This is a genomic window from Paraprevotella sp. (assembly GCF_986071375.1).
Genome location: NZ_CFQRNQ010000002.1, coordinates 1 through 14,079, shown reverse-complemented (window position 1 = coordinate 14,079; position 14,079 = coordinate 1). Strand labels below are relative to the sequence as shown.

Sequence of the window (14,079 nt, the reverse complement as noted above, 5' to 3'; positions counted from 1 at the left end):
GCGGACATTCTGAAATACGAAGGGCGACTTGTGCATACGGGTTGCCCTTCTTCATTCCAAAACCCCATGAAGAAGTTAATTCCCCTACTCCTCTTATTGGCTATCGTGTGCGGATGCCACTCCGGACAGAACGATACGGCTACCTCGCAGACCGAAAAAACGCGTCAAGATTCCTTAGCCCTTAAGGTGGCCTTGATGCCGACCTTGGACTGCCTGCCATTCTACTATGCCCAACGGTGCGGACTGTTCAAAGAATTAGGTCTGGACATCCGCCTGCAAACTTTCAATGCCCAAATGGACTGTGATACAGCTTTCGCCCGCAGGCACGTGGACGTGTCCTACACAGACCTGATTCGTGCCGCATGGATGCAAAGCAAAGGTACGGGGTTGTATGTATTCATGCAGGCGGACGGACACCATGAATTGTTGACAGCCAAAAGCAGACGCATACGACAGACCAAACATTTAAAGGAACGGATGGTGGCCATGGCCCGCCACTCGGTGACAGACCTCTTGTTAGACACGGTCATCGGACAGGCACGTCTGGAACCGTCTACGGTCTACCATCCCCAAATCAACGACATCCGGCTCCGGTACGACATGCTGAACAATGCCACGATAGACGCAGCTTTCCTTCCCGAACCGTATGCCACGCAAGCCAAGTTGAAAGGACATAGGAGCATCTACGACAGCCGGAAGCCACACATACGGCTCATGGCCTTCATGGTTTCGTCCGACGTTGTGGCCGACAAAAGGAAATCGGAACAAATGCGCTTGCTGCTGCAAGGCTACAACAAAGCCGTGGAACAAATCAACCGTAAGGAACAAACGGACAGCATACGGAACATACTGCTCGGCTACCCAGTGGAACCGGAAACGATAGATTCCCTGAAAATTCCGGCTTACCCTCAAGCCCAAAAAGTGGAAAAAGACAACGTGGCCACAGCCCTCAGTTTCCTGACTTACCGACATTTGATTACGCCTGAATATACGGGCGACACGCTCATCCACACACCATTCATCCCTTAAACTTATGGATAGGAAAAGTTTTGAACTTCTTTATCACGATGCCGTAGAGGCTCTCATCTCACGCCACATGCACGATGCCCTGAACTGTATCCGGGGGATTTTGTTCAATACAGAGAATCCGGAACTGAACCGTGAACTGGAATCTGTACAACAGGACTATGGCATGATGCTCACTTTCATGGCGCAGGGCGGCACGGATCCCCAACAAGCCCTCGTCCATCGTAACCTGACCCATCGGACTTTCGCACTACTCGACAAGTCCGCACGGCTCTACCACGTCCGTTACGAAAACGACCTGTATACGGAAACGTTCAATCGCTGTTATACAGAGCAATCCTCCCCATTTGACCAATGGATGGAAACAGCTGATTTATTACGGGATAAATTATCAGAGGACTGCAGAAAGGCCTATACGGAAGAGGCAGAGGAGAACAATTTCTATAATGTGTACGACAAGCTGTTCGAATACATTTGGACCGCTCCTCTTTTCCATGCGTCCGACGCTGAAAAACTGAAAAGTTTCATAGAACGGCAGGAAGCCGATGAACAAGCCTTGCTCATCAGTGCCGTCATGCTGAACATACAACGATATTTCGACCCGCAAAAATATCGCCTGTTGCTTCATTTCTGCCGGACGGAGCATACGAAAGTCCGCGCACGGGCCATGACAGCTGCCGTGTGGACCTACATGCAATACGAAAAACGATTTGTCTACTATCCCGACCTCTCGGACGGACTATCATTGTTAGCGCAAGACGAACGCCTAAAAGGGGAACTCATCCTCCTGCAACAGCAATTCCTGCTCAGCCTGGAAACGGCTAAGGCTGAAAGGAAATTGCAAAATGAAATTTTCCCCGATTTGCTCAGAAGCAGGAACTACCAACGCAATAAAATGGGATTCGAGCAAATGGAGGAAGATTTGGCAAAAGCCTTACGCGGCGAACCGAATGCGGAATGGGAAAAGTTACGGGGCAACAAACAGTTGGCCGACAACATGAAAGCCATCATCGCCATGGGTAAGGAAGGGATAGACATCAACTTGGGTACTTTTTCCTCGCTCAAAGGCTTCTCATTTTTCCAATCCGTCGCACATTGGTTCGCGCCATTCAACAAACGGAGACCTGAAGTGAAAGGCATCTTTCCCCCAAACGTACGGCACAATCCGATACAGATGCTTATGGAAGCCGGCAACTTCTGCGAATCGGACAAATATTCGCTTTGCATGATGCTCAACCAAATAGCCCCTTCGCAACGGGACATGATGATTTCCCAAATCGGATCACAGATAGAAGGCAACGAAGAAGGTCTACGGGATGTAGCCAAGGAAAGCATGAACATCGGCTCTGTCTACCGTAGCTATTTGCAGGACTTGTACCGTTTCTTTAAACTTCATCCGCGTAAGTCACAGTTTGACGACCCGTTCAAGGGAGACCAGTTATTCACCCGTTATACAGTATTGGAAAGTATGCTGAAAACACCGGCTTATTTGCGCGAGACGGCCTCGTTCCTTATGAAAAGGGAATGTTACCAGGATGCCATTGCCTATATGGAAGAAGCGCTCAAACACGAAACGGCAAACGCTGAAATGCTACAAAAGGTGGCCTTTTGCTATCAACATACAGACCGACCGAGCAAGGCCATATACTATTACCAACAAGCCGACCTGTTGAGCCCGAATAACGAATGGATTCTGAAACAAATGTACTTGTGTTATTCCGCTTTGGGACGCTATGAACAGGAACTCGACTGCCTGAAGAGTCTGGAAGAAATGAACCCGGGCGATACCCGCCTGATTTCGGAAATCGGATTATGCCTGATGCAACTCGGACGCTACGAAGAGGCCGCCCAACGTTTTTATGAATTGGAATACAACGGGGAAAGAGTAGTACCGTCATGGCGGGCCATCGCCTGGTGCAACTTCAAGATGGGACGTCTGGAACAGGCAGACAGGTACTACCGGAAAATACTGCAACAGGACAAGGTGACATGGGAAGATTATCTCAATGCCGGACATACGGCATGGTGCCTGAAGCAAACAACGGAAGCCATCACCCAATACCAAAACTACCTCAGACTCTACCGCAGCAAAAGGAAGGATACGGCACAGCCTTTGCTATCCCCCTTTGATGAAGACCGGAAAGAATTGCTCCTACACGGATTGAACGATTTGGACATCAGCCTGATGCGGGACATTCTCCAACCAGAACCGGAAAGCTGAATGTCAAAATCAAATCAAGGGAATGAGAAGATGGTAGAACCATCCCATAAAGCGGCGTCCGAAAGAGCGCCGCTTTTTCCAATTCTCCGGAGTGAGTAAAGTAGAATGGTGTTTGTCTGCCTCGAAAATGTTCTGTAACTCACGGGTCGTACAGGAATCGATGATAAAAGCGTTCACTTCATAGTCGAACTTCAGGCTCCTGCTATTCAGATTAGCAGACCCGACCGTACAAAACGTACTGTCTACCATCATGACTTTCGAGTGATGGAACCCGTCCTCATAATAGTAAATATCGGCTCCGCGTTTCATCAATCTTTTGGCATGGTAGGCCGCCACATCGGGCATGACAGGAACGTCACACTTGGTAGACAACATGACCTCAAGCTTCACTCCGCGCTTCAACGCACGATATAAGGCCTTTTTCACACTGGGCACCAAAGTAAAATAGGGGTTCACAATCTGTATCCGTTTTTGCGCATTGTCAATAGCGTCTATATAGCTCCTGCGGATTATCGCCGGACTTCTCTTCGGTTCACGGTTGGCCACGCCTAAAAGAATGCCGGAAGAATCCGCGCAGGCTGTTTCTTTCAGCCCCCGGAAGTCAGTCTGGATAGCCAGGCTATCCGGCTGATATTCCAAACTGTCGATCTTATGGTCGGTACAACGTTCCCACATTTCACAGAATATACGCCGGTAAAGGGGGACGCAATCTCCTTCCAAACGCATGTGCATATCCCTCCATTTACCGAACTCCGGACGGCCATGGATATAATAGTCGGCCACATTCATTCCTCCGGTGTACACCACCTTATCGTCAATAACCACAATTTTGCGATGATCGCGGTGCAAGGCGTGGTTCACCCATGGAAACACGATGGGGTCGAATACGACCACCTCAAAATGCCGGCTCTTTAATTGCCTAAGATGTCTTTTCCGCAAGGGGCGGTCGTTACTGACATTACCAAAATCATCGTAAATCACCCTGACCTTTACCCCTTCGCGCACCTTTTTATCCAATAAGGTAAACAAAGCTTTCCCGATAGAATCATTGCGAAAATTAAAATACTCCAGATAGATATAATGACGGGCCTGCTCTATCGCTTTGAACATGTCTTCAAACTTTTCCGCACCGCTCGGTAACAACGTCACCCGGTTACGGGGCGTAAACAGTACACCGTTCTCTTTCAAGTCCTCTACCGTGAGAGAATCACTCGGGCTTGCCTGTGCCATAGACACAAGCCCCAACGACAACAAAACGCCACAGAATATGACACGCCATTTACTCATAATTGTTCCCACACCTCGACCTGAGCCGAGGCCTTCAATCCTTTTTTATAAATTTTATATTGAATACATTGGTCAGAACATACAACTGAAGTGGTCTACCACGCCCAACAAATGTCGGTCATCGTCCACCACCAAAACCGTATGTATCTTGTTATTGTGCATGATATCTTGAATCTTGGCAATCTTGGTATCCGGCGACACGCATTTCGGCGTACGTGTCATCACCTGCTCCACCGGGACGTTGAAGAACTTGTCCTGCAGACTTTCCATGGCGCGCCGCACATCGCCGTCCGTTATCAACCCGACTACCTTATCATTTACCATCGCCACACACAGCCCCAACTTGCCTTTGCTCACATGGATAATGGCCTCGCCCAACTTCATTCCGGGAGGTATGACCGGCAAGTCGTTGCTGCGCATCACATCATGCGCAGTGGTCAAGAGGCGTTTGCCCAACGTCCCGCCGGGATGGAACTGTGCAAAATCCTTTGCCTGAAAATGACGCATCTCGATGAGCGCACAGGCCAAGGCATCGCCCATAGCCAAAGTGGCCGTAGTGGAGGATGTCGGTGCCAAATTCAAAGGGCACGCCTCATGGCTGACCTTGACCACCAAATGGCACGTGGAATACTTGGCCAACAAAGAATCGGGATTTCCGGAAATGCCAATCAAAGGAATATGATGTTCCAATAAATAAGGTATGAAACGAAGGAGTTCATCGGTCTGGCCGGAGTTGGAAATGGCAATGACGACATCATCAGGTGTCATCACCCCCAAGTCGCCATGGAAGACATCCAGCGGATTGATGAAAAAAGCCGGTGTCCCCGTACTCGCCAACGTAGCGGCCATCTTGGCACCGATATGCCCGCTTTTGCCCACTCCCGTTATAATTACCTTTCCGGTACAACGGAGCATCAAATCCACCGCAGCATCGAAATGTTCATCCAACTGAGGTATCAAATCCAAAATGGCCTGGGCTTCGTCGCGGAAGCACTTGACGGCAATATCTTTCACTTGGCTCATAGCAATGATGCGATTACGGTTTCCAAATCTTTCAGATACAACATATTCGGGCCGTCGCTCATGGCTTTCTCCGGGTCGGGATGCGTCTCGAAGAAATATCCGTCCGCACCGAACGCTTTCGCAGCCAAGGCCATGGCCGGCACGAACTCACGGTTTCCACCGGTCTTTCCGCCTGCCGCACCGGGCCGCTGCACGGAATGCGTACAATCCATGACCACACGGGGGACAAAGGCTTTCATATCCGGAATATTACGGAAATCCACCACCAAGTTATTGTAACCGTAAATATTGCCGCGCTCGGTCAGCCAAATCTCCTTTGCTCCGCTCTCCTGCGCTTTTTCCACGGGGTATTTCATGTCAAGTCCCGACAGGAATTGAGCTTTCTTGATGTTGACAATCTTACCGGTACGGGCTGCCGCTACCAACAAATCGGTCTGACGGCACAAAAAGGCCGGTATCTGCAGGACATCCACCACTTCGCCCACCGGAGCGGCCTGAAAACTTTCATGAATATCCGTCAGGAGCTTAAGACCGTACTTCTCACGCACGTCACCCAACATCTGCAAACCTTTCTCCAGTCCGGGGCCACGATAAGAATGCACAGAAGTACGGTTGGCTTTATCAAAAGAAGCCTTAAAGTAAATCTCTATATTAAATTTCTGCTTTATCCGAACCAGCTCGCACGCCACCTCGTCCAACAAATCAGCGGATTCAATCACACACGGACCGGCTATAAATATAGGGGTCATCACAATCTGTTTTAATAATACAATATGCAAAGATAGCGAAAGGCAAGCGCAGAGACAAACGAAAAACAAAGTTTTTCAAGTTTGGCATTCCATTACGCATCCGCAAAGATGACTTACTACACATACGCCCCATTATGAGAACGTGCCGTTTGAGACACCTAACAATTGGGTGTGGACGGCATTGGATGAAGTAGGCACTTGGCAATCAAGTGGAACTCCTAGTCGTTCAAACAAAAACATATTATGGTGGAAATATACCTTGGCTTAAAACAGGAGATTTAAATGATGGATTGATTTCGGATATTCCAGAAAGTATAACAGAGGAAGCTGTCCCAAACTCTTCTGCTAAAATCAATCCTACTGGGAGTGTGTTAATTGCGATGTAAGCCCCATTGTTAGCAATCAGACAACTGACGGGTACTAGTACTACATATTTGGAGTACTTTCTTCACTTTTCTGCCCTTTCTTGTCGATATAATACCATTCGTCGCTTTCCCAATAGTGGTATTCTCCACCAGAACCCGGCACTTCTTTCATCTCTCCCTTGTCCGTTACTTTAGCCTTGCCGTTCTCGAATGGGAAGCCGAAGGCGAAGCGGGGCTTGATGACTGTCCTGCCGCTTTCGTCCGCGTACCCGATACGCCCTCGCTTGTCCACGATACGGTACAGTCCCTCGCTGACATAATCGTTGCCGTTGTCACATTGAAACACACCGTAGTGTTTCATGGAACTGCAACCGCATAATAACATTATCGCAATTATCGTTGGAATTTTGCCCATAGTGTAAATCTTAAAATTATCAGAACCATGAACTATTATCCTTCTTCCTGCTCATACTAAGAAAAGCCAAAGACTTATGCCTAAAACTATCGAATACAGGCAGAGGGGTAACAGCAACTGCAACCAGAAGTAGTTTTTATCTTTCCTTTCAGGATAAAGGCGGTAATAGGCACGCTCCCGCGCTTTGGTAAAGTACTTCTTTTCAATCTTTGAATACACCTCTACTGCTGCCCAGACCAAGCCGACAGACAAAGCTGACGGCAGCCACAACGGTATTACCCAATATAGGAATCTTATTATAAGAAGCGAAGGGACAACAGCGAAAACCCACAAAAAGATAGCATCCAACGGCATAAACCACCTGTTGTGGATGCGTCGTATGCGACCCGCATAATACAGGTGGTCTATTATACTGAACTTATATTTCCGTCTGAAACCCATCTCTGCTTTTCGTTTTCGCAAAAATACTGTTTTTGCGGCAGACAAAGGACATCCGGCACATTGTTTTTCGGCATAACGTGATGATTAAGTGAGCGGAAAACATTATTTTTGTGTTCGGAATCCTTTTAATCATAAGTATGACGATTACCGATATATACGAAACTATGAACAGCAAGGCAGAATCTTTTTTCGAGTGGGCGCAGGCTCATCCGAAATACGGACTGCTGTTTGCAGCCGCACTGCTTGCCCTTTGGCTTGCAGGATTGCTGCTCCGTTGGAAATGGGCGTGTCATTGGCAATTCAACAGCACGCTATGGTTCTTTGACGGTTGCAAGCCTGAAACACGCCGCAAGGTTCAGATGGTATTGGTCGGCATGGCGATAATTGCCTGCCTGACGATATTTTTTGCATGGAAATAACGGTATGGGAAAGAACAATCGGAAATACCGGTTCTGCTTCATCGACTATATGTGGTATGTCGCCGAAAAATGGAGCGAGCGAGAACATAGCAATCTCAATGGGAGAATGTTGCTTTTCCTATGCTGGCTGTTCGCCATAACCATACCGCTTGGAATACCGTTGATGTTTCGCTTTTTCAGTTGGATTGTCGCCCTTGTCATCGTAATGTTGTTCTGCCTTCTGCCCTCCATATTCTGCAAGCTCCGACACAGCCGGACATCGGAAAGTAATCAGTGAACATTACCGGGATATGAAACATATTGGCAGGAGACTTGCTAAAATTCTTCTTATCTCCGTCGCACTGGCTGTGAGGAATGCCGTACTGATGTTTTACCTCGGATTTATATATAGGGCATGACAATGCCTGCCGCTACCGCCACTGCAATGACAACGGCATAGTACACCGCTATCGCCTTTTTCCAGTACAAGTAACGCAAATCAAGTTCTTCCCGGACTTCCATTCTCCAATCAGAAGTTTTGAACTGAAATCCGGAAGTGCACCATGCAGCGACAACCGCCCATCCAATCAGTATGCCGGTAACGATTTTATGACCGGTACTCGGTTCGTCTTTTAATGTAAGTAATGCCACCAAAATTAAAGAGAGGTAGGGAAGCCCGATTATCCCGCCAGCCCGACGCTCCACCCAATCATGCACGCCTTTCTTTCGCAGCATATCGTAAGCGAGGATATATGCGGTTTTATGTATCATCGCAATCATACGGAAAAATCGGCTAAAAATGTTTCTTTTATTTGTCATTTAAGTATTTCAGTTATCCATTTCAGAGCAGTTCCTAATAAAACCATTGCGGGAATAAGAAGCAAATAGAGAGTGAAAAAGAACAGGTTGCGCCGGAAGGGACTGAACTTGCGCCCCGCATAATGCTGCACGACCGCTTTCCGCCGGGAAGGCGGGTATATTTTGCCGAACAGACGGTCTGTCATGAAGACAGAAACGGAGTACACGATTAGAAGAACGGCTCCAAACACCTCGAATGCCAAGTCATCCAGAAAATGACCGGCGATGGTCAGAACCGGCATGAATATAAAAAGCGTGATACAGGCCCACAGCATGTCACTTCCTCGGGGTTGTTTGAAATTGACCTTGTGATAGTTTTCCCATGTTATTTCTCCCAACCAGAACAGATAGTCGAAGAAATAATAATGTCGTTCTTGCTCCTTATATTCCTGTTTCTTCATTTAAGATTATCGTGAATGGTCTAACTCGATGTACAAGTCAAAAGTAGTGTTATGATAACTGTCTTCATTTCAGTTTAAGCCCCACCCTCACCATGCCATGTGCAGGTTTGGGTATTATCTTGGTGGTTATGCTGTATCCATTGCCCCGATTTCTCACCGTCGGTGTATTGTCCCTCAATGGTTATATAAGGTTTGCCCTCCCATGTTGATTCCACACGGTACGAACCATCGAGTTTTCCGTTACAGTAGTGACGTGTAGTCTTGCTGCGTATTGCGCGGCCGTCCTCGAAGATTTCCCATTCCTCGCCATCTTTTTTCCCGTCGATATAATGAGATTCAAAAATCTGCTCACCCGTCTTGTTGGCAAAGCGGCGTTCCCGTCCGTTCTCCACACTCTGTTTGTACTCCTTTTCAATCTCTATTTTTCCGTTACGGAAATAGGTCTTTACAGTCCCGTCTATTTTGCCTTGCAGCATGGGTGTTTCCTTTCGGGGAGTAACGCCGTCTTGGTAGTATTCCGTGAATGTTCCGTTACGCTTGCCCTTGACATATATGCCCGACTCACGCAATACCCCGTCACGGTAGCAGCGATAGTCTCCGTTTATCATGCCGTCTGAAAGTTTCACGTGTTCCTCGTCAAGTCCTCGTATAATGCGATATTTTCCCTGCAACGGCCGTTTACTGTCTTTTTTATAATATACCGTGCGCCGTGCGTCATCCGTTAGGGTCTGCAAATCATTCCATTCTACTGTTCGTTGTGCGGAAGCCGTGCCACACAATAGCAAAAAAAGATATAGTGTTAATATTCTATTCATTGTATTTTTGCTTTTTGAGGTTGATAATGGGATGCAGATAGCAACCTGTTACGGTTGCTTATCTGCGTGTTATCCGCATAATTATTTCTATTTATACAAATGGTTAATCCCATTCGATTTCATCTCCTTTCTCTCGAAGAATTTTATATATTTCTTCTTCGTTTTCTATTAAAGAGATGATAATGTCGGCAAAGCGTTTTGCTTTTTGCTCGTTTTCTGCGGTGTCCTCAAAATAAGCTGCGTAAGAACCAGCTTCAGGGTCGCTTTCCATACTTTCCAAAATGTCTGGTGCATTTTCTTCCAGATAGTAGTTGAAGAAGGCATCCCAGTTGTAACCGTTCATGTACGCCTCTTCGTTTATCTCATTCATTTGCTCTCCTATTGCCAATGTTTTTTCAACCTCATTTTGGAAGAGCAGAACGATGTTACCAGAACCATTTGTGTAAATTTGAACATACTCATTATTAAAGATGTCTCTTTCTTCTGTTGTTGCCATAATCTTTTAATTTTTAATTGTTTTACTATTGCGAATAATGTTCAGTGAATAATCGACCTTTTGGGAGATTGATTCGCTTGTTATCTGCATTTACTAATAAAAATCACAATAAAGCCTCCAATCTCCAGTTTGACTGTTTTTTGCCAAATAGAAATTTCCGCTATCTATGATATTAAGGTTCGCTTTTTCATCTGAAGCTATCTGAATCATAAATTCATATCCATCACCGAAATCTATACCTGACTGTATATAATTAGGATAACCGCCTATTTTATGCCCGGCAAAACAATCCGTATAGTCATAATAGTCGGTGATTTCCCCGGAATCTTCCATTTCCACCAACTCATCTTCTATATCCATTGGAATGTCGCCACTATCCCATACAGGATAATCTTCAGTAATTAGTTGGCTTTTCAGCGGATAGGGCTTTATGCGTAACGATGATTGCATGTATATATCCTTAACAACCAACACATCTTCTTCTTTGTATTCACGAATAACCCAATCATCTCCGTTATATGCCAGTCTGCCGGGCATATTTTCAGACACAAAAACAGTCAATACTTTCGACCCTTTAAGTGCATCAGGAATATAGGGCAACCCTTCAAGACATATTTGTAACAATGGCAACATTGCTTTACCATTGCTATCTATCGGTATATCTTCACTTTCTCTATATAGATACACTTGACCAATCCAACTTTCAGTATTGGAATTTGTAGGTCTAAATCCCCCGGTTATAAAACCAGTTGCCCTTTTAACCAATTGTTTTTTTATTTCTTCTATTTTTTTCATTTTTTTCTATGCAGATAATGTTATGCTATCAGCCGATTTGGCTGTTATTTTCTTTAAGTATCAGACCTCGTCTTCCTCCATCAACAGATCGTCCAACGGGCTTTTGATATTGCTTTTGAAAGTGCCGGCTATGTGGACATACCTTTCCGTTGTCTTGATGTTGTTATGTCTCCCATAAGCCCTTTCACTATCTTGATGTCGGTTCCTTGCTCTAGCAAGTGGGTGGCGAACGAATGGCGCAGCAGGTGCGGATAAATCCGCTTCGTGATTCCCGCTTCCCGGGCTGCCGCCTTCAGCCGTTTCGACACGATGCTCTCGGTGAAAGGTTCTCACGGTCTTTGTTCAAAGAACCACACTTTCGGTTTGTACAACCTGTTATATTTCGTCAGTTTTTTCATCAACGGTTTTGACAGCAGGGTGTAGCGGTCTTTTTTCCCTTTACCCTGCCGCACCCGTATCAGGGAGCGGGATTCGTTGATGTCGCCGGGTTTCAGTTCCAGCAGTTCGCTGATGCGCAACCCTGCGGAATAGAGTATGGAGAACATACAGAAGAAACGCAGGTCTGTCACCGTCACGTCGAGTATTTTCTTTATTTCCTCCTTGCTCAACACGTCGGGCAGCGTCTTCTCCCGTTTGGCACGGTTCACCTTGTAACACCGCCGTTCCTGGCCGAGAACTTTCTCGTAATAGAACTTGATGGCGTTGATACGCTGGTTTTGCTGGCAGGAGGATATGTTTTTCTCGTGGATGAGATACAGCAGGTAGTCGTTTATCTCGCCGGGGGTAACCGTTTCAATCTTACGCCCCTCGAAATGCTGTTGGAAATCGCGGAAATAGGAGGTATATACCCTTACGGTATGGTCACTGTAACGCACTTGCTGAAGTTTTTCCAGATAGCCTTCCGGCAGTGGCGGCCGTTTGTCTTCCTCTTTACGGGGTGCGGTTTCCTTGATGGCAGAATAGTCTATAAACGCCATTTTTACATAGCGGTCGAAGAACTCGGCAAGCACGAAATCCTCTGCCGGCAGATAGGCGGTATCGCCTGTTACGATTGCACTGGGTTCGCACGACAAACTTTGCCGCAAAGCCTCATCGCCACCATAGGCGGCCGCTATGCAGTTGCACCCATTCCGCTTGGCGAAAGAGAGCGTGATGCGCTGCTTGGGTCGATATGCGTCCATAATACTTTTGATTTGGAAGAACAATACCCTCCAACAGCAAAAGTACAGAATTTCCGCCATACCGTCTGCATTTTTAGTCTGATTTTTTACCTCGCAACCAGCATTTTACAAAAAACACAAATTCCATCTCTGCCATCTCTTTTGTCGGTGTTCTCCTCTTACCTTTATTCCCCTCATATCGAGATGGTTCGGCTTCGTCATTTCCAACATTCCTGCGGCAATATTAGATAGCAAAACATAGCCTCTGTCTCCTACATTTTTGTACCTTTGTACTTTATTTTAGACCGAGACTACATTTATGGAAATGACAATTGAGGATTTGAAGCAACTGCGCGAAAGCGAAGACCATATAGAATTTAAGGAGGCAAAGCATAACTATCCGTTCACCGGAGGAAAACACACCGACCCTAAAGACAGGCGGCGGTGTGTCTTGGGGGATATTGTCTCTTTGGCGAATGAAAGAGGCGGACGGTTGGTGTTGGGTATGGCAGACCATATACCCCATGCAGTGGTCGGCTCTGATTTTGCGCAAAATGAAGTCGGGCAACTCGTGGATGAAATCTACAAACGGTTGGACATAAGGGTGGAAACAACAGAATTGTACGAAGAGGATAAGCGTGTGCTTGTCATTACCGTTCCGTCACGCCCTGTAGGTCGGTTGTTGCGTTTTGAGGGTGTGCCCCTTATGCGTACCGGAGAGAGCCTGCGTGAAATGTCCGATACCGAGATATTCAATGTGCTGTCCGAACAGGAATCGGATTTCTCGGCGAAGATATGCGAAGGACTTGCCATTGAGGATTTGGATAAGGAAGCCATAGTGGAAATGAAAACCCAATATGCCCGGAAACAGGAAAATCCGCTGTTCCGCAACTGTCCCGATGAACAGGTCTTGTCGGATTTGGACTTGCTCAAAGACGGCAAGCTGAATTATGCGGCTCTTATACTGCTCGGCAAATCCGAAGCCATACGGAAATGTCTGCCGCAGAACAATATTGTGGTGGAGTTCAGAATGTAATACAATACACCGCACGCAAGGAATTCCAACTTCCGTTGTTCATAGTGATTGACAAGGTGTGGGATTATATCAACTAGCCGACGAGCAATCCGCTTCTGCATTACAATGACGGCCCTTACATCTTCGATATACCTTCGTTCAATAAGGAGGCGGTCAGGGAGTGGATAAAATGTTCTACAACTGCATCATGGAGGGAAAGGCTCTGCCGGACTATTCGGAAACAGACCCATATCAGGTAAACCTCACGTTCAAAGCTCCGATATTGGATGCGGCTTTTGTCATATTCATCCGAAACGAGCAGAACCGCAGAACCCCGGCCGGACAGTTGAACGTCTTTAAATTGCTGACCTTGTACAAAGTCGCAATGAGGGATTACGAGGGACTTGAAAGGCATCTATATCAATCCTATATTCTATCTTACGCAAAGATACGAAATTACCGCTTGAATCCTTATTTTTACTGGAAGAAATCAAAAAGTCTTTTTACTCATTCATTCGGAGAGGATTGCAGGCTTACTATCTTCACGCTCCAACGGCATAATCCTGTAACGGTTACCCTTTTCCGTATGCCGCCGTTCCACGCCTGCGGCCACG

General features: G+C 46.6%; 15 protein-coding genes and 2 pseudogenes. 6 read left to right on the top strand and 11 right to left on the bottom strand.

The window, feature by feature from the left end:
* Window positions 1-66 precede the first annotated feature (66 nt).
* Window positions 67-1,029: an ABC transporter substrate-binding protein gene (locus tag AC5RDV_RS01280; protein WP_282747614.1), complete on the top strand. Its 963-nt coding sequence runs from the start codon at window positions 67-69 to the stop codon at window positions 1,027-1,029.
* A 4-nt stretch (window positions 1,030-1,033) separates the two neighbouring features.
* Window positions 1,034-3,247, top strand: coding sequence for a tetratricopeptide repeat protein (locus AC5RDV_RS01275; RefSeq protein ID WP_008625209.1), 2,214 nt, complete (start codon window positions 1,034-1,036; stop codon window positions 3,245-3,247).
* Window positions 3,248-3,256: 9 nt separating this feature from the next.
* Here the strand turns inward: AC5RDV_RS01275 and AC5RDV_RS01270 are convergent, their stop codons facing one another.
* From AC5RDV_RS01270 to kdsA, 3 genes are all read right to left on the bottom strand, one after another.
* Window positions 3,257-4,534, bottom strand: a complete 1,278-nt coding sequence (locus tag AC5RDV_RS01270; RefSeq protein ID WP_008625210.1) for a phospholipase D-like domain-containing protein — start codon at window positions 4,532-4,534, stop codon at window positions 3,257-3,259.
* 72 nt (window positions 4,535-4,606) lie between these two features.
* On the bottom strand, window positions 4,607-5,557 hold the full coding sequence (locus AC5RDV_RS01265; RefSeq protein WP_008625211.1) for a KpsF/GutQ family sugar-phosphate isomerase: 951 nt from the start codon (window positions 5,555-5,557) through the stop codon (window positions 4,607-4,609).
* Complete coding sequence (kdsA, locus tag AC5RDV_RS01260; protein WP_021979445.1) at window positions 5,554-6,306, bottom strand: 3-deoxy-8-phosphooctulonate synthase; 753 nt, start codon at window positions 6,304-6,306, stop codon at window positions 5,554-5,556. Before kdsA ends, AC5RDV_RS01265 begins: the two co-directional genes overlap by 4 nt.
* A gap of 209 nt (window positions 6,307-6,515) precedes the next feature.
* Here kdsA and AC5RDV_RS01255 point away from each other — a divergent pair, with 209 nt between their 5' ends.
* Complete coding sequence (locus AC5RDV_RS01255; RefSeq protein WP_282747613.1) at window positions 6,516-6,692, top strand: restriction endonuclease subunit S domain-containing protein; 177 nt, start codon at window positions 6,516-6,518, stop codon at window positions 6,690-6,692.
* Between the two features lie 40 nt (window positions 6,693-6,732).
* Here AC5RDV_RS01255 and AC5RDV_RS01250 read toward each other — a convergent pair whose 3' ends face one another.
* Window positions 6,733-7,032 (bottom strand): WG repeat-containing protein, encoded by a 300-nt coding sequence (locus AC5RDV_RS01250; RefSeq protein ID WP_253271000.1) that lies wholly within the window; start codon window positions 7,030-7,032, stop codon window positions 6,733-6,735.
* Between the two features lie 105 nt (window positions 7,033-7,137).
* Window positions 7,138-7,527, bottom strand: coding sequence for a hypothetical protein (locus tag AC5RDV_RS01245; protein ID WP_008625214.1), 390 nt, complete (start codon window positions 7,525-7,527; stop codon window positions 7,138-7,140).
* A gap of 137 nt (window positions 7,528-7,664) precedes the next feature.
* Here AC5RDV_RS01245 and AC5RDV_RS01240 point away from each other — a divergent pair, with 137 nt between their 5' ends.
* The gene (locus AC5RDV_RS01240; protein ID WP_008625215.1) at window positions 7,665-7,946 is read left to right on the top strand and encodes an Imm17 family immunity protein; all 282 of its coding nucleotides are present in this window, start codon (window positions 7,665-7,667) and stop codon (window positions 7,944-7,946) included.
* A 4-nt stretch (window positions 7,947-7,950) separates the two neighbouring features.
* Window positions 7,951-8,344, top strand: a pseudogene (locus AC5RDV_RS01235) (hypothetical protein).
* Here the strand turns inward: AC5RDV_RS01235 and AC5RDV_RS01230 are convergent.
* From AC5RDV_RS01230 to AC5RDV_RS01205, 6 genes and pseudogenes are all read right to left on the bottom strand, one after another.
* The gene (locus AC5RDV_RS01230; RefSeq protein ID WP_253271001.1) at window positions 8,328-8,705 is read right to left on the bottom strand and encodes a hypothetical protein; all 378 of its coding nucleotides are present in this window, start codon (window positions 8,703-8,705) and stop codon (window positions 8,328-8,330) included. The pseudogene AC5RDV_RS01235 and the gene AC5RDV_RS01230 sit on opposite strands and share 17 nt — an antisense overlap.
* Window positions 8,706-8,740: 35 nt before the next feature.
* On the bottom strand, window positions 8,741-9,184 hold the full coding sequence (locus AC5RDV_RS01225; protein ID WP_282747612.1) for a hypothetical protein: 444 nt from the start codon (window positions 9,182-9,184) through the stop codon (window positions 8,741-8,743).
* A gap of 74 nt (window positions 9,185-9,258) precedes the next feature.
* Entirely contained in the window at window positions 9,259-9,999 is a 741-nt protein-coding gene (locus AC5RDV_RS01220) for a toxin-antitoxin system YwqK family antitoxin (protein WP_282747611.1), read from the bottom strand.
* A gap of 103 nt (window positions 10,000-10,102) precedes the next feature.
* Window positions 10,103-10,495 (bottom strand): Imm51 family immunity protein, encoded by a 393-nt coding sequence (locus tag AC5RDV_RS01215; protein ID WP_008620118.1) that lies wholly within the window; start codon window positions 10,493-10,495, stop codon window positions 10,103-10,105.
* A 93-nt stretch (window positions 10,496-10,588) separates the two neighbouring features.
* Window positions 10,589-11,290 (bottom strand): DUF1963 domain-containing protein, encoded by a 702-nt coding sequence (locus tag AC5RDV_RS01210; protein ID WP_172884489.1) that lies wholly within the window; start codon window positions 11,288-11,290, stop codon window positions 10,589-10,591.
* Window positions 11,291-11,350: 60 nt separating this feature from the next.
* A pseudogene (locus tag AC5RDV_RS01205) lies at window positions 11,351-12,471 on the bottom strand (tyrosine-type recombinase/integrase).
* A 298-nt stretch (window positions 12,472-12,769) separates the two neighbouring features.
* On the opposite strand from AC5RDV_RS01205, the gene AC5RDV_RS01200 reads away from it, so the two are divergent.
* Complete coding sequence (locus AC5RDV_RS01200; protein ID WP_282747610.1) at window positions 12,770-13,486, top strand: AlbA family DNA-binding domain-containing protein; 717 nt, start codon at window positions 12,770-12,772, stop codon at window positions 13,484-13,486.
* Window positions 13,487-14,079: the final 593 nt, after the last annotated feature.

Coding starts and splice junctions, on each gene's coding strand:
- AC5RDV_RS01280 (WP_282747614.1), top strand. CDS start 67: ATGAAGAAGTTAATTCCCCTACTCCTCTTATTGGCTATCGTGTGCGGA.
- AC5RDV_RS01275 (WP_008625209.1), top strand. CDS start 1,034: ATGGATAGGAAAAGTTTTGAACTTCTTTATCACGATGCCGTAGAGGCT.
- AC5RDV_RS01270 (WP_008625210.1), bottom strand. CDS start 4,534: ATGAGTAAATGGCGTGTCATATTCTGTGGCGTTTTGTTGTCGTTGGGG.
- AC5RDV_RS01265 (WP_008625211.1), bottom strand. CDS start 5,557: ATGAGCCAAGTGAAAGATATTGCCGTCAAGTGCTTCCGCGACGAAGCC.
- kdsA (WP_021979445.1), bottom strand. CDS start 6,306: ATGACCCCTATATTTATAGCCGGTCCGTGTGTGATTGAATCCGCTGAT.
- AC5RDV_RS01250 (WP_253271000.1), bottom strand. CDS start 7,032: ATGAAACACTACGGTGTGTTTCAATGTGACAACGGCAACGATTATGTC.
- AC5RDV_RS01245 (WP_008625214.1), bottom strand. CDS start 7,527: ATGGGTTTCAGACGGAAATATAAGTTCAGTATAATAGACCACCTGTAT.
- AC5RDV_RS01240 (WP_008625215.1), top strand. CDS start 7,665: ATGACGATTACCGATATATACGAAACTATGAACAGCAAGGCAGAATCT.
- AC5RDV_RS01230 (WP_253271001.1), bottom strand. CDS start 8,705: ATGATTGCGATGATACATAAAACCGCATATATCCTCGCTTACGATATG.
- AC5RDV_RS01225 (WP_282747612.1), bottom strand. CDS start 9,184: ATGAAGAAACAGGAATATAAGGAGCAAGAACGACATTATTATTTCTTC.
- AC5RDV_RS01220 (WP_282747611.1), bottom strand. CDS start 9,999: ATGAATAGAATATTAACACTATATCTTTTTTTGCTATTGTGTGGCACG.
- AC5RDV_RS01215 (WP_008620118.1), bottom strand. CDS start 10,495: ATGGCAACAACAGAAGAAAGAGACATCTTTAATAATGAGTATGTTCAA.
- AC5RDV_RS01210 (WP_172884489.1), bottom strand. CDS start 11,290: ATGAAAAAAATAGAAGAAATAAAAAAACAATTGGTTAAAAGGGCAACT.
- AC5RDV_RS01200 (WP_282747610.1), top strand. CDS start 12,770: ATGGAAATGACAATTGAGGATTTGAAGCAACTGCGCGAAAGCGAAGAC.